Here is a 26,619-nt window from a genome sequence, read left to right on the forward strand (position 1 = left end):
GTGGGTAGTGGGTAGTGGGTAATTGGTAATAGGAATTCATTCCCACTACCTACTATCTAATTAATTAAATCGCCTGAATCCATTCCTTAACTTCGTATTCTGTCCAAATACCGTTTTGCCAATAAGGATCGGCTTCAACTAACTGACGAACAGTAGTTTCGTCTGCTGCTTCGTAAATGCCAAAGACTTTGGTTAAATCTTTAGTTGGGCCGATCGTAATTAAAACTCCCGACTCTTTTTGTGCTGCTAAACCATCTAAATGTGCTTGTCGATAAGGTGTTCTTTTTTCCAGAACATCCTCACAATAACTTCCCCACATCACGTATTTTGGCATAATGTAAATTTTCCAGAAATCAAATGTAGTATAGCAATGTTAAACTCAGATATTTTACTTCTGAGGCAGAGCCTCTATTTTTCGTTCCCAGGTTGAACCTGGGAACGAGATTTAGGAGGTTCTAAAAATTACCAACTACCAACTACCAACTACCAACTACCAAAAGAACTAACTTCTGAGAGTGACTTGGAATTTTTCGGTTAAAGCTTCTCGGACTTGTTGATGTACAGATTCGATATCCTCTTCTGTGAGAGTACGATCGCCCGCCCGATAAATCAACCGAAATGCTAAACTGCGTTGTCCTTCGGGTACACTTTCGCCCAGATATCGATCGAACAATTCCACTGATTCTAATAAAGTACCAGCGGCTTTTGCCATTACCCGTTCAATTTCTGCCACAGAAACTTTTGTAGGGGCAAATAAAGCGATATCGCGATCGGATGCTGGATAACTAGAATAGGGTTTTAAAACTGGAACCAAAATTTCATCTTGATTCATCTGTTCTAGTAATACATCCAGGTCTAATTCAAACACATAAACTGCATCGGGAAGACCTCGTTCTTGACGTAATTGAGGATGAAGTTGCCCGAAAGTTCCTAACCGATCGCCTTGTACCCACAAAGAAGCAGTTCGTCCCGGATGCAAGCGAGAATCACGACAATCTGGTTGATATTCTACCGTAATTCCTAACCGTTGAAACACGCTTTCTAGAACACCTTTAGCTTCATACCAAGTCATTGGTTTTTCCTTTCCAGAATTTACCCAACGACCTACCGTAGGATCGCCACCGATAATTCCCGCTAAAGAATCAGCTTCCATTAACCCATCTTCATCACTCCAGAAAATGCGCCCGATTTCAAAACCATTTAAAGCGCCATTTCCTTGTTCTAAATTATATTGGAAACTGTCAATTAATCCCGAAATTAAATCGGTGCGTAAAGCTGAATATTCGCTAAACATTGGGTTACGCAGTTTGATTTGTGCTTCTCCTTCCGGTTTACCCAAAGAGTAATGTACTAACTCGGTTAACCCCGCACCTCGTAAAGCTTCGCGCAATTTACGAGTTAACAATTGGTCGATCGAAAGATAACCAGGTTCCGTTTCTTCGGGTAATTCCACATAGAAATTGTCGTAACCGTAAAGACGGGCAATTTCTTCGATTAAATCGATTTCTCGTTCTAAATCTCGATAGCGGTAAGGTGGTACTGTAACTAACCAAACGTCTTCATCTTCAGTAGGAGTAATTTCGCATCCCAAAGATATGAGAATTGGACGAATATCTTCTGTTTGTAATTCGCCAAGTTCTTCGCCTAAATCGATCGGCCCTAAAATTTGATTGACTCTATCTAGACGAAGTTCGATCGATCTAGTCCAAGCAGATTGATTCGGACGATTATCGGCTATTTCTTGCGTGACTGGAGTTCCGCCAGCTAACTCAGAAATTAAGGCGATCGCCCGCCGACAAGCTAACTCTAATTCCGCCTGATTCACGCCTCTTTCATAACGTCCAGAAGCCTCAGTTCTGATTCCCAAACTGCGTGCCGATCGACGAATTGCTGTCGGATCGAATAATGCCGCTTCTAACATTATACTTTGGGTGCGATCGGAAACTTCCGTTTCTTCACCACCCATCACCCCAGCTAAAGCAACTGGTCGATCGTTAGCAGTAATTAACAAAACTGGAGGTTGTAAATTGCGAGTTTGTCCGTCTAATGTTTGCAAAGATTCGCCAGTTTTAGCCAAACGAACCCCAATAGTTAGAGAATCTTTGCCCGTGACAGAGAGTAAACTTTGGCGATCGAAAGCGTGTAGAGGTTGTCCCCATTCTAAAAGCACATAATTGGTAATATCTACCACATTATTAATTGGTCTAATTCCCGCCCCTTGCAATCTTTGTTGTAACCAAACAGGAGAAGAATTAATTTTGATATTTTCAATTACCGTGCCAATATAAGCAGGACAAGCTTGAGTTTCTTCAATCTTTAAACTTAAAACCTCTTTGTTTCCCCCAGGAATTTTTACTTCAGGAACTTCTGGTAATTTCAAAGTTGCCCCAGTTAAAGCTGCCACTTCTCGCGCAATTCCAATCATACTTAAAGCATCAGCACGATTAGCCGTTGCTGTCAAGTCGAGAATCACATCATCTAAACCTAAAAGTGGGCGAACATCGCTGCCTAATTCGATATTTTCTGGGTCAAAACTGTGAATTCCCGATGACTCCTTTTCTAGACCCAATTCTGCCAAAGAGCAAATCATCCCTTCCGATCGCACTCCACGCAGTTTAGTCGATCGTAATTTCAAATCAACCTTCGGTAAATATGTGCCAATAGTCGCCACTGGCACAAAGAGATCTGCCTTGACATTAGCCGCACCACAGACAATATTTAAAGGAGTGCCTGAGCCAATATCCACCTCGCAAACTCTCAGCTTATCGGCGTTAGGGTGGGGTTGACAACTCAGCACCTTACCCACTACCACACCATCAGCCCAAGTGCGACGGTCTTCAATGTCTTCTACTTCAAACCCAGCCATAGTCAGCTTGTGGGCTAATTCTTCCGGGGTGATGGTGAAATTTACCAGTTCCCGCAACCAGTTCAGAGAGATCCGCATCGCTAAAATGCCTTTACTGTTGTCAGACTCTCTATTTTACCTAAAGTATCAACAATCCCGGTTTTTTTACTACTGCCAGAAAGGGAACAGGAACAGTTTTGTGTTGTCGGGGAAATTTATCATTGTCCCTACAACTAGTTAATTCATTTCCCCTAGTCCCCTTGTCCCAAGATTCACCTACCCTGCGGTTTCAACCAAAGGTTTAAATCATGAACAGTGGGGACAATTCATCAATTGTCCCTACTTCCTGCCCAGACAAAAATTTAGGTAAGATTACGTAATTAAATCGCGAATTACCAAAAGTCATACTCATTGTTAGCACGATCGCGGATTTACTCACTCTTTGCCAACATGATACTATTTAAGTATGTGACAAGCTCAGATTGAACGCTCTGCTTAAGAATCGTTCATGTTAGTTAAGATGAAAGTATCATTTTTAGCTTTATTCATCGATTCATTAACTAAATTTATTTGTTAGTTTCCCACTGACAACGGGTAATCTAACTATAGGTAGGTTAAATTTTTTGTAATTTAAATGGGGGTGAATGTAGAACAATTCAACAAGAGTGCAAAAATTTAGAGGTTGCTTAATCAACTCTTTAATTGATCTATTGGTTACATACTACTGTAATTGTTGGTTTTAGCCCGGATAATAAAAATAGGGCGCTCAAAGAATACCGAAATGATCCTCTTTGCGAGTGACGCTCAATGAGCTATTGCTTAAATCCAGCCTGTCCTAATCCAGAAAACCTAGACCACGAAGAAATCTGCCAAGCTTGTGGTTCACAACTCATGCTGCAAAATAAATATCGTGTGGTCAAACCACTGGGTCAGGGTGGCTTCGGAGCTACATTTTTAGCTAAAGACCAATTACTGCCGGGAGAACCCTGTTGCGTAATTAAGCAACTACGTCCAACGGCTACCGCACCTCACGTTTTTAAAATGGCCCAAGAGTTATTTGTCCGAGAGGCGGAAACATTGGGTAAGATTGGCAATCACCCCCAAATTCCACTGTTACTAGCCTACTTTGAAGACCATCAGCAATTTTACTTGGTGCAGGAATATGTATCTGGGGATACTTTACAAAGAGAAGTGAAACAAAATGGCCCCTTCAGCGAAGAAGGTGTCAAACAATTCTTGAGCGAGATCCTGCCAGTACTACAGTATATTCACGGTCAAAAGGTAATTCACCGAGATATTAAACCGGCAAACATAATTCGGCGCAACCAAGACCGTAAGCTAGTTTTAATTGACTTCGGGGCAGTGAAAAACCAAGTCAACCAAGCAGCGACGAATAGTTCAGACCAAACAGCTTTAACAGCTTATGCTATTGGTACGCCTGGGTTCGCCCCCCCAGAACAAATGGCGATGCGCCCAGTTTATGCCAGTGATATTTATGCTTTAGGTGTCACTTGTATTTATTTACTAAGTGGCAAATCTCCCAAAGATTTAGATTATAATCCCTCAACTGGGGAAATGCTCTGGGAAAAGCACGTCCGCATGGTCAACAATTTGAGCGACCATTTTGCTAATGTGCTACGGAAAATGTTAGAAGTATCGGTGCGCGATCGCTTCCAATGCGCCAACGATGTCCTGAGAGCCTTAGACCTAGAACCATACCTTGATAGTTTAGCCCAAGGCATGATCGCTGGCCCCCCATCAGGACCTTCTCCTTCCTCAGCTAGTAAGTTTGGCCCTAACTCCTTAAATTCTGGAGCAGGTGCTTTTAAAGGATCGGTATCTTCCAATTCTGTATCGAGAGCAGCAATGGCAATTCGTGCCAGACGCACTAGGCTAGAAGGAACAGATGTCCATTCAGGAATTAGTGGCTATCGAGGTAACACCAACAGAAATGGTAGCAATGTACCTAGCAGTGATAATTTTACTGGAAGTAAAGGTAAAAATATTAAGCGCAAATTAGACGCGCAAGAAGTCCAAACTTCTTACAGTAAAGGCAGAAGAGATTTTGCTCAACAAAATCTCAGTTTACTTAATTTACAAAAAGTTGATTTATCAGAAGCTATTTTCCATCAAGCTAGGTTAAATCGTACCAATCTTCAAGGCGCAAATTTATTTCGTGCCAATTTTGGCAGAGCCAGTTTAAATCAAGCCATTCTGCGAGATGCTAACTTAAGTAAGGCTTATCTCAGTTATGCTGATTTAGAAGGAGCAGATTTGCGTGGAGCAGATTTGCGTGATGCCCATTTGATGAATGCCAATTTGCGAGGGGCAAATCTTTGTGGTGCTAACCTCACAGGTGCCAGAATTACAGAAGAACAGTTAGCTATGGCGAAAACTAACTGGATGACAGTCCGTCCCACTGGGAAACGTGGTGGGATTTGGTAGAAGTTTGGGGACAAGGTGACAAGGTGACTGGGAAAAAAAGTTCTAATGACTAATGACTAATGACTAATGACTAAGACAGCACTAATTACAGGAGTTACAGGTCAAGACGGTTATTACTTAAGCCGATTCCTTTTGCAAAAGGGTTATCGAGTGGTAGGCTTGATATTACCTCAACGGCAAAGTAGTCTGGCTAAGTTGGGTTCTTTAGTGAATAAACTAGAGATTTATGCCGTTGATCTGAGTGATAGTAGAGTGCTTTCTGGCTTACTCGAACAAGTACAACCTCAAGAAATTTATCATTTAGCTGCTCCTAGTTTTGTTCCAGATTCTTGGAATGACCCTCTCGCCACTTTGGATGTAATTGCTGGAACGACAACTAGATTGTTAATGGCGATTCGTCAAGCAGGTTTGGCAACTCGATTTTATCAAGCTAGCAGTTCGGAAATGTTTGGTCAAGTGGAACGATCGCCACAAGATGAAAATACCCCCTTTCGACCGCTGAATCCTTACGCCACCGCCAAATTACACGCCCATTGGACAATGGTGCATTATCGGCAGCGTTACGGTTTGTTTGCTTGTAGTGGCATTTTATACAATCATGAATCTCCCCGCCGACCCACACAGTTTGTGAGTCGAAAAGTTTGTTTGGCAGCAGCAGCAATTAAACTGGGAATTAGCGATCGTCTGGAAATTGGCAACTTAGAAGCTAAGCGCGATTGGGGTTATGCAGGTGATTACGTAGAAAGTATGTGGCAGATGTTGCAACAAGAAAAGCCAGAAGATTACGTAATTGGCACCGGAAAATTGCATAGTGTTAAAGAATTAGTAGCTACCGCTTTTGAATGTGTGGGGTTAGATTGGACGCGCTACGTAGTGGTGAATCCCAATTTAGTTCGATCGGACGAACATTTTCTATTAGCAGCTAACTCTAAAAAAGCCAAGCAAAAACTCCAATGGCAACCTCAATTGAGCTTTGACAACCTGTTAGAAAAAATGGTACTCAAAGATTTAGAGCGATTGCAGAATGGAACAATTGTTACTAGCGTTAAGTCTTAGTTCAGGGAAACAGGAGAGACATCAGTTGGCTCTCCCGTAATCGTGGTGATAAGTAAACCTAATTAATTAGCCAAGTGCTTACTCCACAAGGTTTCCCAGTCCCTAGTCCCCAGTCCCCAGTCCCTAAAACCAGAGTTTTCCACCACAAGTACGGGAGAGCCCATCAGTTTAGAAAAGCCGGATCTAAGAGTTAGTTTTAGTTTTAACTTGGGAATTATATAAATAATAAATTAAGGATAAGAATGAAAATGAACAGAGAAAAGCGGTACTTATTTGTTTTCTTAGAAATCCTTGGTGTTGAAGGAGGGATTCAATCCTACGTTAAAGATATTTGGCGGGCTTATGGGGAATTATCCGAACCATCTACTGCTGATATATTTTTACTTCGTGACGCACCAGTAAAGCATAATCCCTTTGCTACCGAGAAGTTGAAATTTCATTATTTTAAGACTAGAAATCCGATGTTAGGACGAGTTTGGATGATTGCTAATTTCGCAATTTATTTGTGGCAATATCGTCCCGATCATGTTTTCTGCGGTCACATTAATTTAGCACCTTTAATTCAAACACTTTGCCAAATTAGCGGAATTCGTTATACTGTTTTGACTTATGGTAAAGAAGTTTGGGAACCGTTATCACCCAGATATCAAAAAGCTTTGCAACAAGCGTCGGGAATTTGGACAATTAGCCGTTATAGTCGCGATCGAGCTTGTCAAACTAATCAAATTAATCCCAAGTTGGTGGAATTTCTCCCTTGTTGTGTAGATGGCGAAACCTTTACTCCGGGAGAGAAGAATCAGGCTTTAGTGGAAAAGTATAATTTGGCAGGTGCTAGGGTGTTGATGACTGTGGCGCGACTGTGGTCCGGGGACATTTATAAAGGTGTAGATGTGACGATTCGGGCGTTACCTGCGATCGCGCAAGCCTTCCCCAACGTAAAATACTTAATTATCGGTCGAGGTGACGACCAACCCAGACTAGCCCAGTTAGCCAAAGATTTGGGTGTCGGTGACAGAGTAGTTTTTGCAGGTTTCATCCCAACAGAACAACTAGTCGAACATTATCGTCTGGCTGATGCCTATATCATGCCTTCACAAGAAGGATTTGGCATCGTGTACTTAGAAGCAATGGCTTGTGGTGTTCCCGTATTGTCTGGTGACGCTGACGGTTCAGCAGACCCTTTACAGGATGGACGCTTGGGTTGGCGAGTCCCACACCGTAACTCAGAAGCGGTAGCAACAGCTTGTCAAGAAATTCTCCAAGGCAAAGACCAACGTTGCGACGGAAAATGGTTACGAGAAGAGTCTTTAGCCCAATTCGGTAGAACTGCTTTTCGCCAAAAACTACAAGAATTGTTAAATGCTACAGATCGTGCTGTGGTTATACCAAAGTAGGAATCTGGGGAGAAGGAGAAATAACCTTTGTCTCCTTCTCCCCAGATTCCTAAAATCGAATAGAAAAAATAATGCTACATCTTTCCCCCCACCTCCCCACCTCCCCATCCCCCCATCTCCCTCAGTCCCTAACTCAGGGCGACGCGATTAAAGATAGCTCTATTCGATTATTTTCTGGCTGTTGCAACTCAGCTTTAATACCAGGGCCAAAAAAAGTCTCGATTTTTCCCTGTTGTTCTTCCCACACCTGTAACGGTAGTAACGGCGAATCAAACTCCAGCACCAAAGTATAAGCACCTTTGACTTCCGTTTCCCGGATTCCGGTAATTTGTGGTCTTTTTTCTTCCGTAGGGCTTAAACCTACTTGAGCCAAAGCTCTATCTAAATGAGCATCTTGTCCATATTTGTAACTAGTCAAGTCCTTACGTAGCTTGGTTTGAGTTTTTGTCGCTTGCTGATTTCGCAGTTCCAGAATGTTTGCCGGAGTAGGTTGAGAGAAGGGTATAGGTTTTAGTTCAGAACCCTTAAGTGCCAATCCTCCCAGTAACAGTGGAAACCCGTAAAAGAATCCTACTAGATTTAAGGTGGGATTATTGGCAAAATAAGCGATGAAACCCACAGTAGTTAAAATACTTCCCAGGCTCATTCCTAGAGTTGCCAACGAAGTTTGACGTAACATAGTGTTAGGTAGTTAAATTGGTAATTTTTATTATTCTCTAATTTCGTAACTCAGTTTGGCTCTCCCGTACTTGTGGTGGAAAACCCTGGTTTTAGGGACTGGGGACTGGGGACTGGGGACTGGGGACGTTCGGCTGAGCGCTCACGTCGAAGCCTAGTGACTGGGAAACCTTGTGGAGTAAGCACTTTGCTAATTAATTAGGTTTACTTATCACCATGAGTACGGGAGAGCCGTAATTCTTACCGAATAGCTACCTTTGGAAGAGTTGATTTTTGGACAGACAGCCAAAAAGATTCTCTGTTGGTATTTTGATGCAGTATTTTTGATATTTTAATTACTGAAATCTCCTATGAACCCTAATGGAAACAGTCCCGAAACTCAAGAACGTACCATTCTCGAACAAATTAACTCGCTCAAGCGGGAAGATGAAACTCTTTATAATATATTGGCGGTAGATGTCTGGGCGCTGGCTAAAACTATGGATGAATTTCACCCTGGTTTTTGGGCTGCTTTCATGAAAAATCGGGAAAAAGCTTTGAAGCGCTTCATTGCCGAAAGTGTGAAAAATAAGCCCAAGGATGATGAAAGACCACCTTTCCTAAGATAGACTTGGATTTAAGAGTTTGATTAGCACTTTTGAATAGCACTAATTATTAAGATGATCGACCCCCAGACCCTGAAAGAGCGCATTTCTGTGATTGAAAGTAAACGCGAAACCTTGTTGCGGCTTTTGGAGCAACCAGATTTAGGCACCCTTAGAATAGATGTTAATCAAGCGTTAGAAGAAATAGACGACCTGATCGAGGAATTTAACCGGACTTTTCCTGAGTCGGAAACTATTTAACTGTTTACTTCCATCTTGACAGCGGAGCTAGTAGAGGAATCAGCTTTTTGTGCTAGTTCGTTTACTAGCTGGATTAATTCTTGGGTAGCTGTTTCTTTGCTACAAAAGGCATCGAAAGTAGATTTTTGTTGGAGTGCGATCGCTTGTGTCTCCTCCATTGCTGAATAGGCTATAATTTGAGCCTGCGGGTCAATGCTTTTGATATAGCTCGAAGCACTCCACCCATCCATAATAGGCATATGGAGATCCAGGATAATCACATCAGGGTGATGGGATTCCACCATTTTAATAGCCTCTTGTCCATTGCTAGCCAAGCCAACAAGTTGGATGTTTTTTTGGCTAGAGAGTGCTAGTTTGAGGCTGAGACGAGTTAGTTCATGATCGTCAACCACTAGAACACGGACACTCGACGGATCGTAATATGACAACATTTCCTCTCAAAAGTTTCTCAACAGTTGGTGTATTATTCCACTAGTTTACGCTGATTAACAGTTTATTCCCTCTACCATTTGATTGAATCCAGCATAGATGATTGTTGTTGTTTTTTAAAGAAATTGTAAACCACAAAAACGCTTAGGTTTTACCTGTCTTGAAGGCAGAAAACTAGAGTTAATGAGGGATAGACGAGCGAAAAACAGATTTGCAAAATTATGATTATTTTATATTTTGCCCGGAAATCAGATTTTTGCGAATCCGTAAATCTAAGGAAATTAATAGGGAAAAACCCGGAGTTACTGACCTGGTTATCCCGTATTATCACTTAGACGCTTGGTTTAACTCCCGGAATTGCTAGCCATCTCCATTAGTGTTTTTTGAGCGCTTTGCTCTTGGAGATTGTCCGAGGGACGGCGTTGAGTATAACTGCCGTCTGGTTGTAATTCCCAAGCTTGGCGATTGTCGGATAGCATAATACCTAAAATTTCCTGCAAATCTTTAGCAAGATTTAAGTCTTCTACGGGAGTAACAGCTTCTACCCGTCGAGTGAGGTTTCGATTCATCCAATCAGCGCTACCAATGTAAACTTCTTCCTGACCGCCATTTTGGAAGTAAAAAATGCGGGAATGTTCTAGAAATCTACCGATAATACTAATTACACGGATATTTTCGCTGACATTTGGGAATCCCGGACGCAGACAACAAATTCCTCGGATAATCAAATCAATTTCCACGCCTGCACGGGAAGCTTCGTAGAGTTTAGCAATAATTTGCGGGTCTACTAGTGAGTTCATTTTGGCGACGATGCGACCGGAACGATCGTTTTGGCAATGTTCGATTTCCCTGTGGATTAAGGCGATCATGCGATCGCGCAAATTCACAGGCGCAACCAACAATTTCCGGTAAGACCTTTGACGCGAATAACCAGTTAAATAATTAAACAAATCTGTCAAATCCGCACCTAAATCTTCTCGACAACTTAACAAACCCAAATCCGTATATAAACCCGCCGTTTTTGGATTGTAATTACCCGTTCCAATATGCACATAACGGCGAATATGATTATCTTCCCGACGCACTACCAAAACTACTTTTGTATGAGTTTTTAATCCTACCAAACCGTAGACAACATGAACGCCAGCTTGCTCTAACTTCTTAGCCCAAAGAATGTTATTTTCTTCATCAAACCGAGCTTTAATTTCCACCAATACAGCTACTTGTTTCCCATTTTCTGCCGCTGCAATTAAAGCCTGAACAATTGGTGAATCTCCCGAAGTCCGATACAGGGTCATTTTAATCGCTAAAACCTTCGGATCGTGTGCTGCTTGGGTAATAAAACGCTGTACTGTCGCGGCAAATGAATGATAAGGATGATGAACTAATAAATCTCGTTGCGAAATCAAATCGAAAATGTTTTCTCCATCTTGACCAATTTCCGCGAGGCGACGAAAACGTGCTGGGATGACAGGTGTCCAAGTAGGGTCTTTTAACTCAGGAAGGGGTAATTGCATAAAAGACATTAAATCCCGCAGTCCTAACAAACCATTCACATCGTAAACATCATTTTCACTTAGGTCTAATTCCCGCACCAAAGTATTTCGTACCCAATCTGAAGCAGTTGCATCAATTTCCAAACGTACAGTCGATCCGCCAATGCGACGTTTGCGAAGTTCTTGTTCGATCGCTAATAACAAATCATCCGCTTCATCTTCTTGTAAAGCTATATCCGAATTCCGAGTAATACGGAAAGCATAACATTCCTGCACATTCATTCCCGGAAACAAAGCAACCAAATTATGAGCAATTACCTGCTCCAAAGGTACACCAACCCAAACTAAAGATTGTCCCTCTGTTTGTACCCGTAACGCTTCCGGCATCACCACAAATCGCGGTAACATTTGGGGTACTTTCACCCTAGCAAAAAGCTCCTCTTTAGTATCAGGGTCTTGAATCACCACAGCCAAATTTAAACTGAGATTGGAAATATGGGGAAACGGATGTCCAGGATCGACAGCTAAAGGTGTAAGTACCGGAAAAATCTGCTCGTCAAAGTAGTTTTGTAAATAAATTCTTTGCTCCTGATTTAAGTCTACATAGTCCAGTATAATCACCCCATGTTTTGCTAACAAAGGGCGTAATACTTGCTCAAAATGTTGGTGGAGAAGTTCTACTAAAGGACGCAATTTTTGGCTAATAGCTATTAATTGATCTTTAGTAGACATTCCATCAGGACTTAACCGAGTTACTTGCGCTTCTAACTGTTCCCGCAAAGTAGCTACTCGCACCATGAAAAATTCATCCAAATTCGAGCTAAAAATCGCCAAAAACTTCAATCTTTCAATTAAAGGCGTTCTTTCATCAATCCCTTCATGCAAAACACGGTAATTAAATTCCAACCAACTCAGTTCCCGATTGAAATAGTATTCTGGCTCTTTGAGATTAATTTCTGTGGTTGTATTTTTAGTTTTGGTCATAAACAAAATTCAAAAAAATTAGTAAGTAATCACCTTAAGTACCAAAAACTTCATCTTCCCTGCCAATCCACCATTCTCCCAAGTTCATCAAATCTTGATGAATGTCTGCTAATTGCTCAGCATAAGCTTCTGGGGAAAGGTCTGCACGGCTTTCTTGTAGTTTTTTCAGTCGTAGTTGTACTAACAGCCAGGATTTGGAAATGCTGTCTGTTGCTTCTAAATATTGTGCTAGTTCTTGGCTATTCATTATTGAGACATTAATAAACTTAAACAAGTTTTGTAACTGTACCAAAAGTTTAAACTAATTAAAAGACAGCCACGTTTGAGTCGTGACTGTCCTAATTTGTATTCTATGGGAAATTTGATTAAGGAAAAGCTTTAAGCTTTAGAGAAGTTCTCTGCGGCAAAGTCCCAGTTAACCAAGCTTTCTAAGTAAGTGGTAATGAAGTCGGGACGCTTGTTTTGGTAATCCAAATAGTAAGCGTGTTCCCAAACGTCCAAAGTTAACAGAGGAGTTTGTCCGTGAACTACTGGGTTTTCTGCGTTGGGGGTTTTGGTAACTTTCAGAGTGCCGTTGTCAACTACCAACCAAGCCCAACCGCTACCAAATTGAGTAGTAGCAGCGGTCTTGAATTCTTCTTTGAATTTGTCGAAGCTGCCGAAGTCAGCATTGATTTTGTCGGCTAATGCGCCAGTGGGAGTACCACCACCACCTGGTTTCAAGGATTGCCAGAAGAAGTTGTGGTTCCACACTTGACCAGCGTTGTTGAAGATGGGAGTTTTACCTTCTTTGAAGGAGGTAACGACGATTTCTTCTAAAGATTTGTCGGCGAGTTCGGTGCCTTCAATTAATTTGTTCAGGTTGGTAACGTAAGCAGCATGGTGCTTGTCGTGATGGAATTCAAGGGTTGACTTCGACATCTTCGGGTCTAGGGCAGAGTAGTCGAATGGTAAAGGTGCCAATTCAATTGCCATTGTGTTCAATCCTCTTTTAGCTTTTCGTTTCTGAGCTAATGTACAAGCTGCTCTCCAACTTATGGGTTCTCGCTCAGTTTAAACCCAAACTTATGATAGAACTTTATATCAAAAGTCGGTAGGGGGGAAGAGGGGACGAGGGGACGTTGATTACTTAAAACTTCTGCCTTTTTGATTAAATCGGATAGACTATGTGGACAGTAGGCACGATTCCTGATTCCTCTTTTTGCAATTGATTTTATAGATATGTCTCTTGAATCACGTCCCGAAAATAGTTCTTCTAATTCTGCTTCTGCACCTGTTCGAGTGTTGATTGTGGAAGACGATCCAATGATGTTGTTGGGGTTGGAGCAGTCTTTGGCGAATCATCCGCAGGTTAATTTGGTGGGACAAGCTGAGGATGGTTATTTGGGGGTACAAGCGGCGATCGCACTCAAGCCTGATGTGGTGGTGATGGATATTGGATTGCCTCGACTTGATGGGATTGCGGCGACGCAACAAATTAAGGCGGCTTTGCCGGGGGTGCGTGTGGTGATGTTGACTTCGCATACGGCGGAGACGGAGGTGATTGCGGCGCTTTCGAGTGGTGCGGATGCTTATTGTATTAAGGGTGCGAGTGTGGAACAGTTGTTAACGGCGATCGCAGCTGCTACTGAGGGTGCTACTTACCTCGATCCGCAAATTGCCCGCAAGGTGATCGAGCATCTAAAACCACCGTCGCCAACGGGAAATTTAGCTAATTTGTCTCAAAGAGAGCTAGAAGTTCTGAAATTGATGGTGGAGGGTTATAGTAATCCCGAAATTGCTGAAGCTCTTTATTTAAGTCCGAATACAGTGAAAACTCATGTTCGTGGCATAATGAACAAGCTGTCTGTAGACGATCGCGTTCAAGCAGCTGTTGTGGCTCTGCGTACAGGACTAGTCTGAGATGTGGAAGCTTTTGACTGTTTTATTGACTTGTTTGTGTTTTAGTCTATTCCCAAAGATGGTATTGGGGGCGTGGGAGACGCGAGGACAAGGGGATAAGGAGACAACGGGACAAGTGGATAAGGGGATAAGGGGACAAGGGAATAAGGAGACAAGGGGACAAGGAGACAAGGAAAATTTATTTCTCCCCTGCTCCCCTGCTCCCCTGCTCCCCTGCTCCCCTGCCCCTCTGCCCCTCTGCCCTTCTGCCTTCTGCCTTTCTCAGGTGCCGCCACAGAATGTGGAACCTCGCCCGAATACCGATCGCTTTCTCCAACCTGCACCAATAATTCCCCCGACTACACCAGATCCGCAAGCGCCTATTTTAGAAACTCCCACACCTACGCCTACTCAACCTGCACCACCAATTAGGATTCAAGTGCAGAAAGTTGAGGTCACGGGTAATACAATTTTGAGTAATGAAATTAGTGCAATTACTAAACCTTTGGAAGGTAAAGAAGTCACAATTCAAGAATTAGGCAAAGTTGCTGATTCTATTACTCAACTTTATGTGGAACGTGGTTATATTACTTCGAGAGCAGTGCTACCAGACCAAAAAATTACTGATGGTGTGGTGCGAATTTTAGTGATTGAAGGCAAGTTAGAAAAAATTGAGATTGAGGGAAATCGCAGGTTAAATAGTTCTTATATTCGCAGTCGAGTGCGCTTGGGAGTTGAACAACCATTAAACAGCGCTAAGTTAGAAGATCAATTAAGATTATTGCGGTTTAATCCTTTATTTAAAAATGTTGAAGCTAGTTTACGTCCGGGAAATCAACAGGGACAAAGTATTTTAGTAGTCAGGGTAACTGAAGCGAGTCCGTTTACTGGTTCTAGTTTAGTAATTGATAATAATTCGCCGCCTAGTATTGGTTCGGAAAGATTTGGAGGCAATTTTTTTGCTCGAAATGTTAGCGGAATTGGCGATACTTTTTTTGCTTCTTATTTTCGATCGACCACAGGCGGCTCTAATGTTTTAGATTTTTCCTATACTGTGCCGATTAATGCAATGGATGGCACTTTACAATTGCGGGCTGCACCGAATTATTATAGGGTAACTGAGGAAGAGTTTCGGGATTTAGATATTAGAGGTAATTCCGAACTCTATGAGTTTAGTTATCGGCAACCGTTAATTCGATCGCCTCGTGAAGAATTAGCTTTATCAATCGGTTTTACTTACCGTCGCGGTCAAACTTTCTTGGATGATGAACCTTTTCCTTTCGGTTTTGGCCCTGATGAAGAAGGCAGAACTCGCACTAGCGTAATTGGTTTTGGTCAGGATTATGTAAGGCGAGATGTACAAGGTGCAACAGCTTTGCGATCGCTTTTTAGTTTCGGTATTGACGCTTTTGATGCTACGACTAATCCTGAACCAATTCCTGATGGACGCTTCTTTAGTTGGCTCGGTCAAGTGCAAAGAGTGCAAAGAATTAGTAACAATAATGTATTAATTATCCAGGGAGATTTGCAACTAACACCAAATAGTTTATTGCCATCTCAACAATTTGTAATTGGTGGCGGTCAATCAATTCGCGGATATCGGCAAAATCTGCGTTCTGGTGATAATGGTTTTCGCGTTTCTATAGAAGATAGAATTATTTTGAGTCGGGATAAAGGTGGAAGAGAAATTTTTCAATTAGCACCTTTTGTAGATTTAGGTACTGTTTGGAATCACCCAGATAATCCTAATGCAATTCCCAGTCGAAGATTTTTAGCTGGGGCGGGTTTAGGTGTATTATGGGAACCAATTCCGGGATTGAATTTACGAATTGATTACGGTATACCTTTGAGCTATGTTCGCGATCGAGGAGACAACATTCAAGATCGAGGTCTTTACTTCCAACTATTTTATCGATTTTAGTCTTTTTGGTAGTGGGTAATGGGTAATCGGTAGTGGGTAATTGCTGGTTTTTAGCGATCGATGACCAATGACCAATGACAAATTATCACCAATTAATCATATAATCTGGAACATTATCTGTAACTTTCAGCCAATATGGATTTAAAATCTCTAATTCGTGATATTCCTGACTTTCCCAAACCAGGAATTTTATTTCGAGACATCACCACCTTACTCCGAAACCCCGACGGATTACGTCATACAATTGACACTTTGACCCAGCAATGCAAAGACACCTTCGGTAAAATTGATTATGTAGTGGGAATGGAGTCTCGCGGTTTTATTTTCGGCACACCTTTAGCTTATCAATTGGGTGCTGGTTTTATTCCCGTCCGCAAACCAGGGAAACTTCCCGCAGCAGTTTGTTGTGTGGAATATGAATTAGAGTATGGTGTAGACCGCTTAGAAATGCACCAAGATGCTCTAGGTTTAGGAAGTCGAGTCTTAATTGTCGATGACTTGATTGCTACAGGGGGAACCGCAGCTGCAACAGCACAATTGGTACAGCAAACGGGTTCAGAATTGGTTGGTTTTGCTTTTATCATCGAACTAAAGGGTTTAGGCGGAAAAGAAAAGCTTCCCGAACTACCAATTGTGACGCTGATTGAATATTGAATCTAGTCACTGTTTTGAGGTGAAAAATGAGTTCTGCTAGGAGTTCTTCGGTTGTTAGAAGCTTTCAATTTGTGGGAGATAAACTATTAAAGTTAGTTCCCTCAGAAGAAACAGCTTTGTATATACTGAAGCGATTATTGCAGGCGGTACTAACACTTTTATTGGCATCAGCTTTAAGTTTTGCCATTATTCAATTAGCACCGGGAAGTTACTTAGATACTTTGCGTCAAAATCCCAAAATTTCCCCAGAAAGAATTGAAGAACTAAAAATGCAATTTGGGTTGGATAAACCTGCAATTGTTCAGTATTTTTTGTGGTTATGGGGGATAATTTCTCGCGGAGATTTTGGCTTGAGTTTCGCTTATCAACGTCCAGTATCCGAATTGTTGTGGGAAAGAGTACCTGCTACGCTATTTTTAGCGATCGCATCCCTAATAATAACCTGGGGAATAGCCATTCCTTTGGGTATCATTGGCGCAGTTCACCAAAATCGTTTGTTAGATAAAGTCTTGCGCGTAATTAGCTACGCCGGACAAGCAGTTCCAACTCTAGTTATGGGTTTATTACTGCTAACTTTTGTGCAGAATATCTCCCCTTTATTTCCCGTAGGAAACATGACCAGCATCAATTATGCTGAACTCACTCCCTTGGGTAAATTTTTAGATATTACTTGGCATTCAGTCTTTCCTGTACTAGCTTTAAGTATTACTGGTTTTGCCGGATTACAGCGCATTACTCGTGGCGAATTACTAGAAGTTTTGCGCCAAGATTATATCCAAACAGCCCGCGCCAAAGGTTTACCAGAAAACCGCGTAATTTACGTTCATGCTTTGCGAAATGCCATTAACCCACTAATTACTTTATTGGGCTTTGAATTCGCTGGATTATTAAGTGGTTCTTTCATCGTAGAAAACTTTTTTAATTGGCCTGGTTTAGGAAGGTTAATTTTACAAGCAGTTACAGCTAAAGACCTTTATCTAGTAATGGCAAGTTTGATGTTAGGTGCAGTCATGCTAATTATCGGGAATCTTTTAGCTGATTTAATGTTAAAAAGTGCCGATCCAAGAATCAAATTGGAAAACCTTAATTAGTTTATTTTAGTAGTAGGTAGTTAGCTTGAAAAATCGATAAGTTATAAGTGTTAAATAGAAAATTGAAAGTTTAATTTGAAACTCACAACTTAAAACTCAGAACTTTTCCAACTACCTACCACCAATTACCAAATTTTACTATGTTCTCTCAAGTCTATTACGTAATTCGTTCTACTGCTGATGGTCGTTATTTAACTGCCCACCCAGAAAGTAATTCGGAAACAGCAAATCCCACAGGCTATTTGTTGATGTTTTCTCAAGATTTTGAGGCGTTAAGTTATTTAAATACTCATGGTGCAGATGTGGCAAATCGCTTTGCTATAGAATCTGTTCCGGGAGGTCAACTCAAAAACCTGCTAAAACGTTGGGGTTTTGCGGGTGTAGGGGTAGTGCGCGACCCGCTTTTGCCAACTATTGAGTTTTTTGTCCAGAATTGAGGCGATTACTGCCTATTCCTTCCGGTTGAGTTTGATGGAAATTTTCATTGGCACAGATATATCTAGCTACAGATGTTAGGACGAGAAAAATATGAGCAAATAGTAGGAGGTTGGTGAAAAGAGCTTTCTTTAGCTATTATCAACAACCACTAGTTAGTTTTTAGTTTAATAGAGAGGAGAAGCCTACTATGCGCTTTATCAATTTTAATCTTTCTAATTTGCTACGCCGAGTTCGTTTTTTTGCAGTTGTTTGTGTCTGTGCATTGCTAGTAATTTCTTATGCCTTACCTGCTTACAGCGCTACTTCTAAACCTACCGAAGGCGAAGCTAATTTGTTAGAAATTGAAGGCAAATCTCAAGATGCTATTTCTAGTAAAGACCCTTCAGATTTCGGTTTGCACAAGCAAGTTAAGGAAACCAATCCTGGGTTGAACGAAATCCAAGGAACTGCTGATGCTGATAAGATGAAACGTCCAGAAAATACTTCAGATAACACGAAGTCTGTTGAACAAATTATTGGTAAAACTTTGGAAAAGGTGACTGGTGAAAAGTAATACCAAAGTTTAATTAATATTTGGTTACTAAAAGAGGGTAGGCTGAGTGTCTACTCTTATTTTTTTGAATGTTTGTTAGAAGTGTCGAGTTTTAGTTCTCCCAAATTGGTTGTAAATTCAATACAAATCCGGGTAACACATCCTCACCCGACAAACTCAAAACACCTTCTAATCTTTCCATTTCTCGATTCGCACGAAAAACTTCTACCGTCCGATTTTTCGGATTAATCAACCAACCTAAAAGTAATCCATTTTCTAAATATTCCTGCATCTTCTGACGCACTTGTGCTAAATCATCTGTTTCTGAAACTAATTCCACCACAAAATCAGGACATATTGGTAAAAACTTCTTTCTTTGTTCTGCACTTAAAGTTGACCATTTCTCAATTCTAATCCATGATACATCAGGAGAACGAGTCGCGCCATTTGGTAAGCGAAAACCTGTGGAAGAATCAAATGCTTTTCCTAATCGAGTTTGGCGATTCCACAACCAAAGTTGTCCGTCAATCTCGAAATTGCGATCGCCAGTTTCTCCCCCCGTCGGCGGCATAATAATTAACTCTCCTTTAGCTGTTAATTCTAATCGCAAATCCCGATTAGCATCTGCTAATTCTGCAAACTTCTCGTCCGTCAATTTCACAATATTAGATATGTTAAGGCTGACAGTACTCATATTAATTAATCTTTATTTGCTAGAGAATTCTATTCATTCCAAACTGGTTGTAAGTTCAAGACAAATCCGGGTAACACATCCTCACCCGACAAACTTAAAACATTTTCTAATCTTTCTACTTCTCGATTCGCACGAAAAACTTCTACCGTCCGATTTTTTGGATTAATTAGCCAACCTAAAAGTAATCCATTTTCTAAATATTCCTGCATCTTCTGACGCACTTGTGCTAAATCATCTGTTTCTGAAACTAATTCCACCACAAAATCAGGACATATTGGTAAAAACTTCTTTCTTTGTTCTGCACTTAAAGCTGACCATTTCTCAATTCTAATCCATGATACATCAGGAGAACGAGTCGCACCATTTGGTAAGCGAAAACCTGTGGAAGAATCAAATGCTTTTCCTAATCGAGTTTGGCGATTCCAAATACCCAAATCAATGTAAATTTCAAAATTGCGATTTCCCGTTTCTCCCCCCGTCGGCGGCATAATAATTAACTCTCCTTTAGCTGTTAATTCTAATCGCAAATTGTCATTCGCCGCCGCTAATTTGGCAAACTTTTCGTCAGTGAGTTTTAGAATCTGAGATAAATTTAATGTGACACTGTTCATTTTACTTTACTGTGTCGGTTTGTTAATGTAGCAGAATCAAGGTTACTATATTGTAAACCTTTTCTAGCTATAACCAAAAGATGTATCTGTCGGTTCAATATAAAATCCAAAATCCAAAATCTAAAATCCCATGACTCTTGGAACTTCTATTGTCAAACCTGTTAGCCAAATTCAGCTATCTCCCGGTAGTGTAGTCACTATTCCGAATGTGAATTGGCAGGAGTTTGAAGCGATTTTACAGGAAATGGGAGAAAAGCGTTCTTCTCGTATTGCTTACAGCAAAGGTTGGTTAGAAATAATGGTTCCTCTACCTGAACATGAGAAACCCAAAGAATTAATCTCGGATATGGTAAAAATTTTGCTCAAAAAGTCAGGTAGAAAATATGAACCTTTTGGTTCCACAACTTTTAAGAAAGAAAATGTCGCTGGAGTCGAACCAGATGCTTGTTTTTATATCCAGAATTACCAAAGAATGATTAATCGCCGCCGACTCCAACCAAACGATCCTCCACCTGATTTAGCGATCGAATCAAATGTAACTTCTAAAACTACTCTTGATGCTTATGAAGCGATCGCAGTTCCCGAATTATGGGTTTATGCTAATAGCAAATTAATAATTTATTTATTGACAAATGGACAGTATATTGCTTCTGAAACAAGCCCTAATTTTCCCTCTATTCCCCTAACTCAAATAATTCCTCAGATTGTAGAACTTTCTTGGCAAGTAGGCACAGTAGAAGCATTAGCAGAATTTGAAAAAATCATTGCTGAAATTAGCTTTTGATCCCCCTAAATCCCCCTTAATAAGGGGGACTTTGAATCAATCCGGTTCCCCCCTTGTTAAGAGGGGTTAGGGGGGATCTAAATATCCAAATCGGTGAGGTTCAATTTCGGTCCATAAGTTTCAATGAATTCGCGTCTGGGTGCAACTCGATCGCCCATTAGAATAGTAAAAATGCGATCGGCTTCTGCTGCATCTTCAATTTCCACCTGTTTTAATGTCCGAGTTTCTGGATTCATGGTAGTATTCCAAAGTTGTGTAGGCATCATTTCACCTAAACCTTTGAAACGCTGAATTGTGTATTTAGCGTTAGCGGGAAATGCCCGAATTAATTCTTGCAATTCGCGATCGCTATAACAGTAATCATGATTCTTACCACGCTCAACTTTATACAATGGAGGACAGGCAATATAGATATACCCTTGCTCAATTAATGCCCGTTGATAGCGGTAGAAAAATGTTAGCAATAGCGTGCGAATGTGCGCCCCATCTACGTCAGCATCTGTCATTATAATTATACTATGATAACGCAATTGGGAAGCATCGAATTCTTCACCTTTGACCCCCAAACCTAAAGCAGTAATTAACGCTTGAATTTCGGTATTTTTGTAGATTTTGGCATCGTCGGTTTTTTCAATGTTGAGGATTTTTCCGCGCAAAGGTAAGATTGCTTGAAAACGTCTATCTCTTCCCTGCTTTGCACTTCCGCCCGCAGAGTCGCCTTCCACAATATAAATCTCTGATTCGGCGGGATCTCTGGAGCTACAATCTGCTAATTTACCGGGTAAAGGGGAGGATTCTAAAACTGATTTGCGGCGGACTAAATCACGGGCACGTCTAGCAGCTTCGGCGGCTTTAAAGGCTTGAATTGCTTTTTCTAAAATTGCGTCAGCTACGGGGGGACGAAATTCTAAATATTCAGTTAATGCTTCGCCGACTAAACCTTCAACAATTCCCCGGACTTCTGGGTTGCCTAATTTGGTTTTGGTTTGTCCTTCAAATTCGGGGTCTGGTACTTTTACGGAAATTACTGCGGTTAAACCTTCGCGGATGTTTTCTCCGGCGAGGTTGGCATCAGCTTCTTTTAGTTTATTGCGTTTTCTGGCGATCGCATTTAACGTCCGCGTCAACACCGCTTTCAAACCTTCCAAATGTGTCCCACCGTCAATGGTGCGGATATTATTCGCAAAGCCTAAAAGATTATCTGAGTAAGCATCAGTACACCATTGTAATGCTACTTCTAATTGCACATCATTCCGCTCTCCTTGCACAAAAATAATCTCTTCATGCAGGGCTTGTTTTTCGCGGTTCATGTAAGCAATATATTCGCGAATTCCACCTTTGTATTCGTAGCTTTCTACTTTGGGAACACCGCTTTTCAGTAATTCTAAACGGTTGTCAGTAAAGGTAATTTTTACCCCAGCATTTAGGTAAGCTAATTCGCGCAAACGACCAGATAAAGTTGTATAATCAAACTCTGTGCCACTGGTGAAAATTTGCTCGTCGGGACTGAATGTTACTGAAGTTCCAGTGCGATTTTCTTTAATTGGTTCAACCTGCAATTCGGTCACTGGAACACCACGTTCAAAGCGTTGTTTATGTACTTTCTTTTCTCGCCATACTGTAACTTCTAAATACTCGGACAAAGCATTAACTACCGAAACACCAACGCCGTGTAGTCCCCCGGAAACTTTGTAACCGCCTCCACCAAACTTGCCTCCAGCGTGGAGAACTGTTAAAACCGTTTCAAGCGCTGATTTGCCCGTGCGAGGATGGATATCTGTAGGGATACCCCGCCCGTCGTCTGTCACTGTCACTGAACCGTCGGCGTTCAGATCAATTTCAATATGAGTGCAATAGCCAGCCAGCGCCTCATCGATCGAGTTGTCTACTACCTCGTAAACTAAATGATGGAGTCCCCTTGGTCCGGTTGAACCAATGTACATCCCTGGTCTTTTGCGTACTGGTTCCAGTCCTTCGAGAACTTGAATCTGTTCGGCGCTGTAACTGCTTGTCATAGTCGGGATTTCTCCAATAATGGCTTTGAGCCTTGTATTGACATAAAAAGGAAAAAACACTCCAAAATTCTAGCACAAAAGGCTTAGTGGCGACCGTAGACCAATATAATAAAAAATTTATTTAGGGGATTGATTCCTTCCAGGGAACTGGGTGTTAAGGGGAGATGAGGAAACTAAATCGAAAATTTCAAATCAAATGACGGATTACCAACCAGCTTTAATTACTATTTGTGGCGCAACGGCGACGGGGAAATCGGGGTTAGCTTTGGCTTTGGCGCAACGGCTGAATTCAGCAATTATTAGTGCAGACTCTCGTCAAGTGTACCGCGAATTTGATGTTGGTACGGCTAAACCTTCTTTGTTTGAGCAAAAGTTAGTCCGACATTATTTAATAGATATTTGCGATCCAAGGGAGACATTAACAGTTGCGAATTATCAAGAACAAGCTGAATCATTAATTAGTCAACAGCAGGAATCAGGAAGTGTGCCATTATTAGTTGGTGGTACGGGTTTATATATTCGTTCTGTGGTGCAGGGTTTGAAAATTCCGCGAGTTGCGCCGCAGTTGGATTTGCGATCGCAATTAGAAAACTTGGGACAAATTCAACTTTACGCTTTTTTGCAACAAGTCGATCGTGCTGCTGCCGAAAAAATTCACGCTAACGATTTAGTGAGAACTTTAAGAGCATTAGAAGTATTTTACGTCACTGGCAAACCAATTTCCGAACAACAAGGAGAAAATCCACCAAATTATCCAATTTTGCAGATAGGTTTAGAGTGTAATTCGGAAGATTTGCAAAAACGGATTGCGCGACGTACTGAGAAAATGATCGCTGATGGATTGGTAACAGAAATCGAAAATCTTTGCCAAAAATATGGGGCAAATTTACCTTTATTGAACACTTTGGGATATGCGGAAATTAAACAATATTTAGCTGGAGAAATTAGCTTGGAACAAGCGAAAGAATTAACGGTTTTGCATACGCGACAATTCGCTAAACGTCAACGCACTTGGTTTCGATCTTATGCTGAAATTGAATGGTTTAATGCTGACGATTCTGATTTATTAGAAAAGGTTTGGCAGCGAATACAGGAGTTTGTTAAAGTTAAATAAATATGAAGATCCCCCTAAATCCCCCTTACCAAGGGGGACTTTGAGTTAAGTTAAATAACTTTGAGATTAAGCGTTATAGATCACCCTAAATACCCCTTATTAAGGGGAACTTTGAGTTTTTGTTCCCCCTTGTTAAGGGGGACTTTGAGTTTTTGTCCCCCCCTTATTAAGGGAGACTTTGAGTTTTTATTCTCCCCTTATTAAGGGAGACTTTGAGTTTTTGTTCCCCCCTTAATAAGGGGGGTTAGGGGGGATCTAACTGACAATGTTTTAAATAATTGTATCGGGATCAATCCCTAAATTTCGCAGTTGTTCTGCTAGTAGTTGGGCAGGTCGTTCCGCTTGGGTGGCGCGTTGTTCAGCTTGCCAATTACGTATAATAATTGGTAAAATTACCAGATAGCTAAAGTAAAGAATAAATATCATGGATAACATTTATCAAGAAGCTTTAAACTTACATCAGCAACAGCAATTTACCGCAGCTGAGTCCAAGTATAGAGAATATTTAGAATTGAATAGCGACCATGCTGAAGCTTGGTTAAACTTCGGGATACTTTACTATCAAACCCAAAATTACCCGCAAGCACACGAAGCTATTTATAAATCATTAGAAATTGATGGAGTAAATGCCCAAGCATATTATGTGCTTGGTTGTTGTTTGGAACTAACAGATAATTTACCGGAAGCAATATCAGCTTACGAAGATGCGATCGCCCTCGACCCCACCTTAACTGATGCTTACAATAACTTAGGAAATCTCTTATCACAAACAGACAAAATTCCCGAAGCTGAAGCAATTTTCCGGCAAGCAATAGTTACTAATTTTCAGCATTTTGGCAGTTATATTAATTTAGGAAATTTGTTAATCCAACAAAATCAAATTGACTCAGCTATTGAGGTATATCAAGCTGCATTAAAGTTTAATCCCAACAATACTGATATTTTATATAATTTAAAAATTGCTATTAATTTGCAAAATAATCCGGCTTATATTCGAGAAAGTGCTAACAAGTTTTACCAAGAAGAAAAGTATGAAGAAGCGATCGCTAAATATCAAGAATTTTTAGCCACTCGCACTAGAGATGCAACAGTTTATCTGGCTATTAGTGAATGTTATAAAAGTCTCGATCGCACCACAGAAGTTATTCATACACTAGAAGAAGGAATTCGGCTTTATCCTACAGCAGATCGGTTACACTATGCCCTAATTATATACTTGCAAACAAAAGGAAAAACTCAAGAAGCAATTGCTTGTGCAGAAGCCGCAACTCGTCTTTTACCTCATAACTATATTTTCAAAATTCTTAGTAAATTAATGTTGCCTTTAGTCTATGATACAGAAGATGAAATCAAGTATTATCGGCAAAGATATACTCAAGGACTAGAAAGCTTAATTCAAGAAACAACCTTAGAAACTACAGAAGATAAACAGAATGCTTTGAGAGGTTTAACTTGTGTTACTACCTTTTATTTGGGACATCAAGGATTAGATGTTTTAGAGTTGCAGCATCAATGGGGAAATTTAATTTATCAAATTGTAGCAGCGAATTATCCCCAATGGGTGCAACCTTTAGCAATGCCGCCATTGAAAGAAAATAATAAAATTCGCGTCGGTTATGTTTCCCATTATTTACATTCTTATAGTGGAACTTTGTGGTTAACTGGTTGGTTGCGAAACGTTAATAAAGAGCAGTTTGAAGTTTACTGTTACTACACAGGAAACGATCCTGATTATATAACTAAACAATTTTATGATTTCAGCGATAAATTTTATCATATTCCTGGTAATTTCACCGCAGTTTGTCAACAAATATTAGCTGATGAATTACATATTTTAGTATTTCCTGAAATTGGCATGGACTCGCAAACTGTTACTATGGCTGGGTTGCGTTTAGCACCACTGCAATGTACGGCTTGGGGACATCCGGTAACGTCAGGAATACCAACAATTGATTACTTTATATCTAGTCAATTGATGGAACCAGAAAATCCTCAAAAACATTATTCAGAAACGTTAATTTTGTTGCCAAATATCGGAGTTGCTTATCCAAAACCGAAAGATATTCCAGCAATAACAAAAACCCGATCGGATTTTGGATTATCAGATAATGATGTATTGTACTTATGTTGCCAAGCACCTTTTAAGTATTTGCCACAGCATGATTATATTTTTGCAGAAATTGCTCGTTGTATTCCACAAGCTAAGTTCATTTTCCTGCGAGGTGAATTACTGAAAAAACGCTTGGAACGTGCTTTTGCTCAAGTAAATTTAAATTATGAAGATTATTGTCTATTTCTTAATATTCCAACTCGACCAGATTATTTAATGATAAATTTACTTTCGGATGTTTTTTTAGACACGATCGGTTGGTCGGGGGGAAATACTTCTTTAGAAGCGATCGCTTGTCATTTACCCATCGTAACCCAGCCAGGTGAATTTATGCGCGGTCGTCATGCAGATAGCTTTTTAAAAATGATTGGGATTACAGAGACGATCGCTAAAACTGAAGCAGAATACATCGAAATTGCTGTAAAATTAGGTTTAAATAATGAGTGGCGACAGGAGGTAGTTGAAAAAATTAAAACGAATCATAATCTCCTTTTTGATGACCAAAATTGTGTTCAAGCATTAGAGCAGTTTTATGCTCAAGTTGTACAACAGAATACTTTTTGATTAAGCGATTATTAGCTATATTGAAAGCTAATAATCTT

25 protein-coding genes are annotated in these 26,619 nt (G+C 40.7%); 14 read left to right on the forward strand and 11 right to left on the reverse strand.

The window, feature by feature from the left end; genetic code table 11:
* Positions 1 to 64: 64 nt before the first annotated feature.
* Together ACE1CA_RS29635 and pheT are read right to left on the reverse strand one after the other, a co-directional pair.
* Complete coding sequence (locus tag ACE1CA_RS29635) at positions 65 to 334, reverse strand: YciI family protein (protein ID WP_413279629.1); 270 nt, start codon at positions 332 to 334, stop codon at positions 65 to 67.
* 168 nt (positions 335 to 502) lie between these two features.
* A complete protein-coding gene (gene pheT / locus ACE1CA_RS29640; RefSeq protein WP_413279628.1) occupies positions 503 to 2,944 on the reverse strand; it encodes a phenylalanine--tRNA ligase subunit beta in 2,442 nt (813 codons plus the stop codon).
* Between the two features lie 708 nt (positions 2,945 to 3,652).
* Between pheT and ACE1CA_RS29645 the strand changes: the two genes are divergently transcribed.
* The 3 genes from ACE1CA_RS29645 (at position 3,653) to ACE1CA_RS29655 (ending at position 7,740) form a co-directional block, all read left to right on the forward strand.
* Entirely contained in the window at positions 3,653 to 5,290 is a 1,638-nt protein-coding gene (locus tag ACE1CA_RS29645) for a serine/threonine-protein kinase (protein ID WP_413279627.1), read from the forward strand.
* A gap of 66 nt (positions 5,291 to 5,356) precedes the next feature.
* Positions 5,357 to 6,346, forward strand: coding sequence for a GDP-mannose 4,6-dehydratase (locus tag ACE1CA_RS29650; protein WP_413279626.1), 990 nt, complete (start codon positions 5,357 to 5,359; stop codon positions 6,344 to 6,346).
* A gap of 242 nt (positions 6,347 to 6,588) precedes the next feature.
* Positions 6,589 to 7,740 (forward strand): glycosyltransferase family 4 protein, encoded by a 1,152-nt coding sequence (locus ACE1CA_RS29655; protein WP_486517583.1) that lies wholly within the window; start codon positions 6,589 to 6,591, stop codon positions 7,738 to 7,740.
* A 133-nt stretch (positions 7,741 to 7,873) separates the two neighbouring features.
* Here the strand turns inward: ACE1CA_RS29655 and ACE1CA_RS29660 are convergent, their stop codons facing one another.
* Positions 7,874 to 8,419: a DUF2854 domain-containing protein gene (locus ACE1CA_RS29660; protein WP_413279624.1), complete on the reverse strand. Its 546-nt coding sequence runs from the start codon at positions 8,417 to 8,419 to the stop codon at positions 7,874 to 7,876.
* Between the two features lie 349 nt (positions 8,420 to 8,768).
* Here ACE1CA_RS29660 and ACE1CA_RS29665 point away from each other — a divergent pair, with 349 nt between their 5' ends.
* A complete protein-coding gene (locus ACE1CA_RS29665; RefSeq protein ID WP_413279623.1) occupies positions 8,769 to 9,026 on the forward strand; it encodes a hypothetical protein in 258 nt (85 codons plus the stop codon).
* Between the two features lie 51 nt (positions 9,027 to 9,077).
* Positions 9,078 to 9,263 carry a hypothetical protein gene (locus ACE1CA_RS29670; RefSeq protein ID WP_459563666.1) on the forward strand — a complete coding sequence of 62 codons (186 nt, stop codon included), beginning with the start codon at positions 9,078 to 9,080 and terminating at the stop codon, positions 9,261 to 9,263.
* On the opposite strand, the gene ACE1CA_RS29675 is transcribed toward ACE1CA_RS29670, so the two are convergent.
* The 4 genes from ACE1CA_RS29675 to ACE1CA_RS29690 form a co-directional block, all read right to left on the reverse strand.
* Positions 9,260 to 9,694, reverse strand: a complete 435-nt coding sequence (locus tag ACE1CA_RS29675) for a response regulator (RefSeq protein ID WP_413279622.1) — start codon at positions 9,692 to 9,694, stop codon at positions 9,260 to 9,262. The genes ACE1CA_RS29670 and ACE1CA_RS29675 overlap by 4 nt on opposite strands.
* Positions 9,695 to 10,036: 342 nt before the next feature.
* A complete protein-coding gene (gene ppk1, locus ACE1CA_RS29680) occupies positions 10,037 to 12,172 on the reverse strand; it encodes a polyphosphate kinase 1 (RefSeq protein ID WP_413279621.1) in 2,136 nt (711 codons plus the stop codon).
* A gap of 34 nt (positions 12,173 to 12,206) precedes the next feature.
* Complete coding sequence (locus ACE1CA_RS29685) at positions 12,207 to 12,419, reverse strand: hypothetical protein (RefSeq protein WP_413279620.1); 213 nt, start codon at positions 12,417 to 12,419, stop codon at positions 12,207 to 12,209.
* Between the two features lie 131 nt (positions 12,420 to 12,550).
* Positions 12,551 to 13,147: a superoxide dismutase gene (locus ACE1CA_RS29690; protein WP_413279619.1), complete on the reverse strand. Its 597-nt coding sequence runs from the start codon at positions 13,145 to 13,147 to the stop codon at positions 12,551 to 12,553.
* A 246-nt stretch (positions 13,148 to 13,393) separates the two neighbouring features.
* Between ACE1CA_RS29690 and ACE1CA_RS29695 the strand changes: the two genes are divergently transcribed.
* The 6 genes from ACE1CA_RS29695 to ACE1CA_RS29720 all read left to right on the forward strand — a co-directional run bounded on the left by ACE1CA_RS29695 (position 13,394) and on the right by ACE1CA_RS29720 (position 18,710).
* Positions 13,394 to 14,074, forward strand: a complete 681-nt coding sequence (locus ACE1CA_RS29695; RefSeq protein WP_413279618.1) for a response regulator — start codon at positions 13,394 to 13,396, stop codon at positions 14,072 to 14,074.
* A gap of 265 nt (positions 14,075 to 14,339) precedes the next feature.
* Entirely contained in the window at positions 14,340 to 15,974 is a 1,635-nt protein-coding gene (locus tag ACE1CA_RS29700) for a ShlB/FhaC/HecB family hemolysin secretion/activation protein (RefSeq protein ID WP_413279617.1), read from the forward strand.
* Positions 15,975 to 16,109: 135 nt separating this feature from the next.
* Positions 16,110 to 16,628 carry an adenine phosphoribosyltransferase gene (locus ACE1CA_RS29705; RefSeq protein WP_413279616.1) on the forward strand — a complete coding sequence of 173 codons (519 nt, stop codon included), beginning with the start codon at positions 16,110 to 16,112 and terminating at the stop codon, positions 16,626 to 16,628.
* 26 nt (positions 16,629 to 16,654) lie between these two features.
* A complete protein-coding gene (locus ACE1CA_RS29710) occupies positions 16,655 to 17,719 on the forward strand; it encodes an ABC transporter permease (protein WP_413279615.1) in 1,065 nt (354 codons plus the stop codon).
* A 140-nt stretch (positions 17,720 to 17,859) separates the two neighbouring features.
* Complete coding sequence (locus ACE1CA_RS29715) at positions 17,860 to 18,156, forward strand: hypothetical protein (protein ID WP_413279614.1); 297 nt, start codon at positions 17,860 to 17,862, stop codon at positions 18,154 to 18,156.
* 188 nt (positions 18,157 to 18,344) lie between these two features.
* A complete protein-coding gene (locus ACE1CA_RS29720; RefSeq protein ID WP_413279613.1) occupies positions 18,345 to 18,710 on the forward strand; it encodes a low temperature-induced protein in 366 nt (121 codons plus the stop codon).
* 91 nt (positions 18,711 to 18,801) lie between these two features.
* Here the strand turns inward: ACE1CA_RS29720 and ACE1CA_RS29725 are convergent, their stop codons facing one another.
* Both ACE1CA_RS29725 and ACE1CA_RS29730 read right to left on the reverse strand, forming a co-directional pair.
* Entirely contained in the window at positions 18,802 to 19,383 is a 582-nt protein-coding gene (locus ACE1CA_RS29725) for a Uma2 family endonuclease (protein ID WP_413279612.1), read from the reverse strand.
* A gap of 29 nt (positions 19,384 to 19,412) precedes the next feature.
* Positions 19,413 to 19,994, reverse strand: coding sequence for a Uma2 family endonuclease (locus ACE1CA_RS29730; RefSeq protein ID WP_413279611.1), 582 nt, complete (start codon positions 19,992 to 19,994; stop codon positions 19,413 to 19,415).
* A gap of 130 nt (positions 19,995 to 20,124) precedes the next feature.
* Between ACE1CA_RS29730 and ACE1CA_RS29735 the strand changes: the two genes are divergently transcribed.
* On the forward strand, positions 20,125 to 20,778 hold the full coding sequence (locus ACE1CA_RS29735; protein WP_413279610.1) for a Uma2 family endonuclease: 654 nt from the start codon (positions 20,125 to 20,127) through the stop codon (positions 20,776 to 20,778).
* A gap of 77 nt (positions 20,779 to 20,855) precedes the next feature.
* Here ACE1CA_RS29735 and gyrB read toward each other — a convergent pair whose 3' ends face one another.
* The gene (gene gyrB / locus ACE1CA_RS29740) at positions 20,856 to 22,793 is read right to left on the reverse strand and encodes a DNA topoisomerase (ATP-hydrolyzing) subunit B (RefSeq protein ID WP_413279609.1); all 1,938 of its coding nucleotides are present in this window, start codon (positions 22,791 to 22,793) and stop codon (positions 20,856 to 20,858) included.
* Between the two features lie 196 nt (positions 22,794 to 22,989).
* On the opposite strand from gyrB, the gene miaA reads away from it, so the two are divergent.
* The gene (miaA, locus tag ACE1CA_RS29745; RefSeq protein ID WP_413279608.1) at positions 22,990 to 23,907 is read left to right on the forward strand and encodes a tRNA (adenosine(37)-N6)-dimethylallyltransferase MiaA; all 918 of its coding nucleotides are present in this window, start codon (positions 22,990 to 22,992) and stop codon (positions 23,905 to 23,907) included.
* A gap of 270 nt (positions 23,908 to 24,177) precedes the next feature.
* Here miaA and ACE1CA_RS29750 read toward each other — a convergent pair whose 3' ends face one another.
* Positions 24,178 to 24,333 carry a hypothetical protein gene (locus ACE1CA_RS29750; RefSeq protein ID WP_413279607.1) on the reverse strand — a complete coding sequence of 52 codons (156 nt, stop codon included), beginning with the start codon at positions 24,331 to 24,333 and terminating at the stop codon, positions 24,178 to 24,180.
* On the opposite strand from ACE1CA_RS29750, the gene ACE1CA_RS29755 reads away from it, so the two are divergent.
* Positions 24,332 to 26,581: an O-linked N-acetylglucosamine transferase, SPINDLY family protein gene (locus tag ACE1CA_RS29755; protein ID WP_413279606.1), complete on the forward strand. Its 2,250-nt coding sequence runs from the start codon at positions 24,332 to 24,334 to the stop codon at positions 26,579 to 26,581. The two genes, ACE1CA_RS29750 and ACE1CA_RS29755, sit on opposite strands and share 2 nt — an antisense overlap.
* Positions 26,582 to 26,619: the final 38 nt, after the last annotated feature.

The sequence above is a fragment of the Floridaenema evergladense BLCC-F167 genome, from assembly GCF_041929205.2.
Lineage (GTDB): Bacteria > Cyanobacteriota > Cyanobacteriia > Cyanobacteriales > Aerosakkonemataceae > Floridanema > Floridanema evergladense.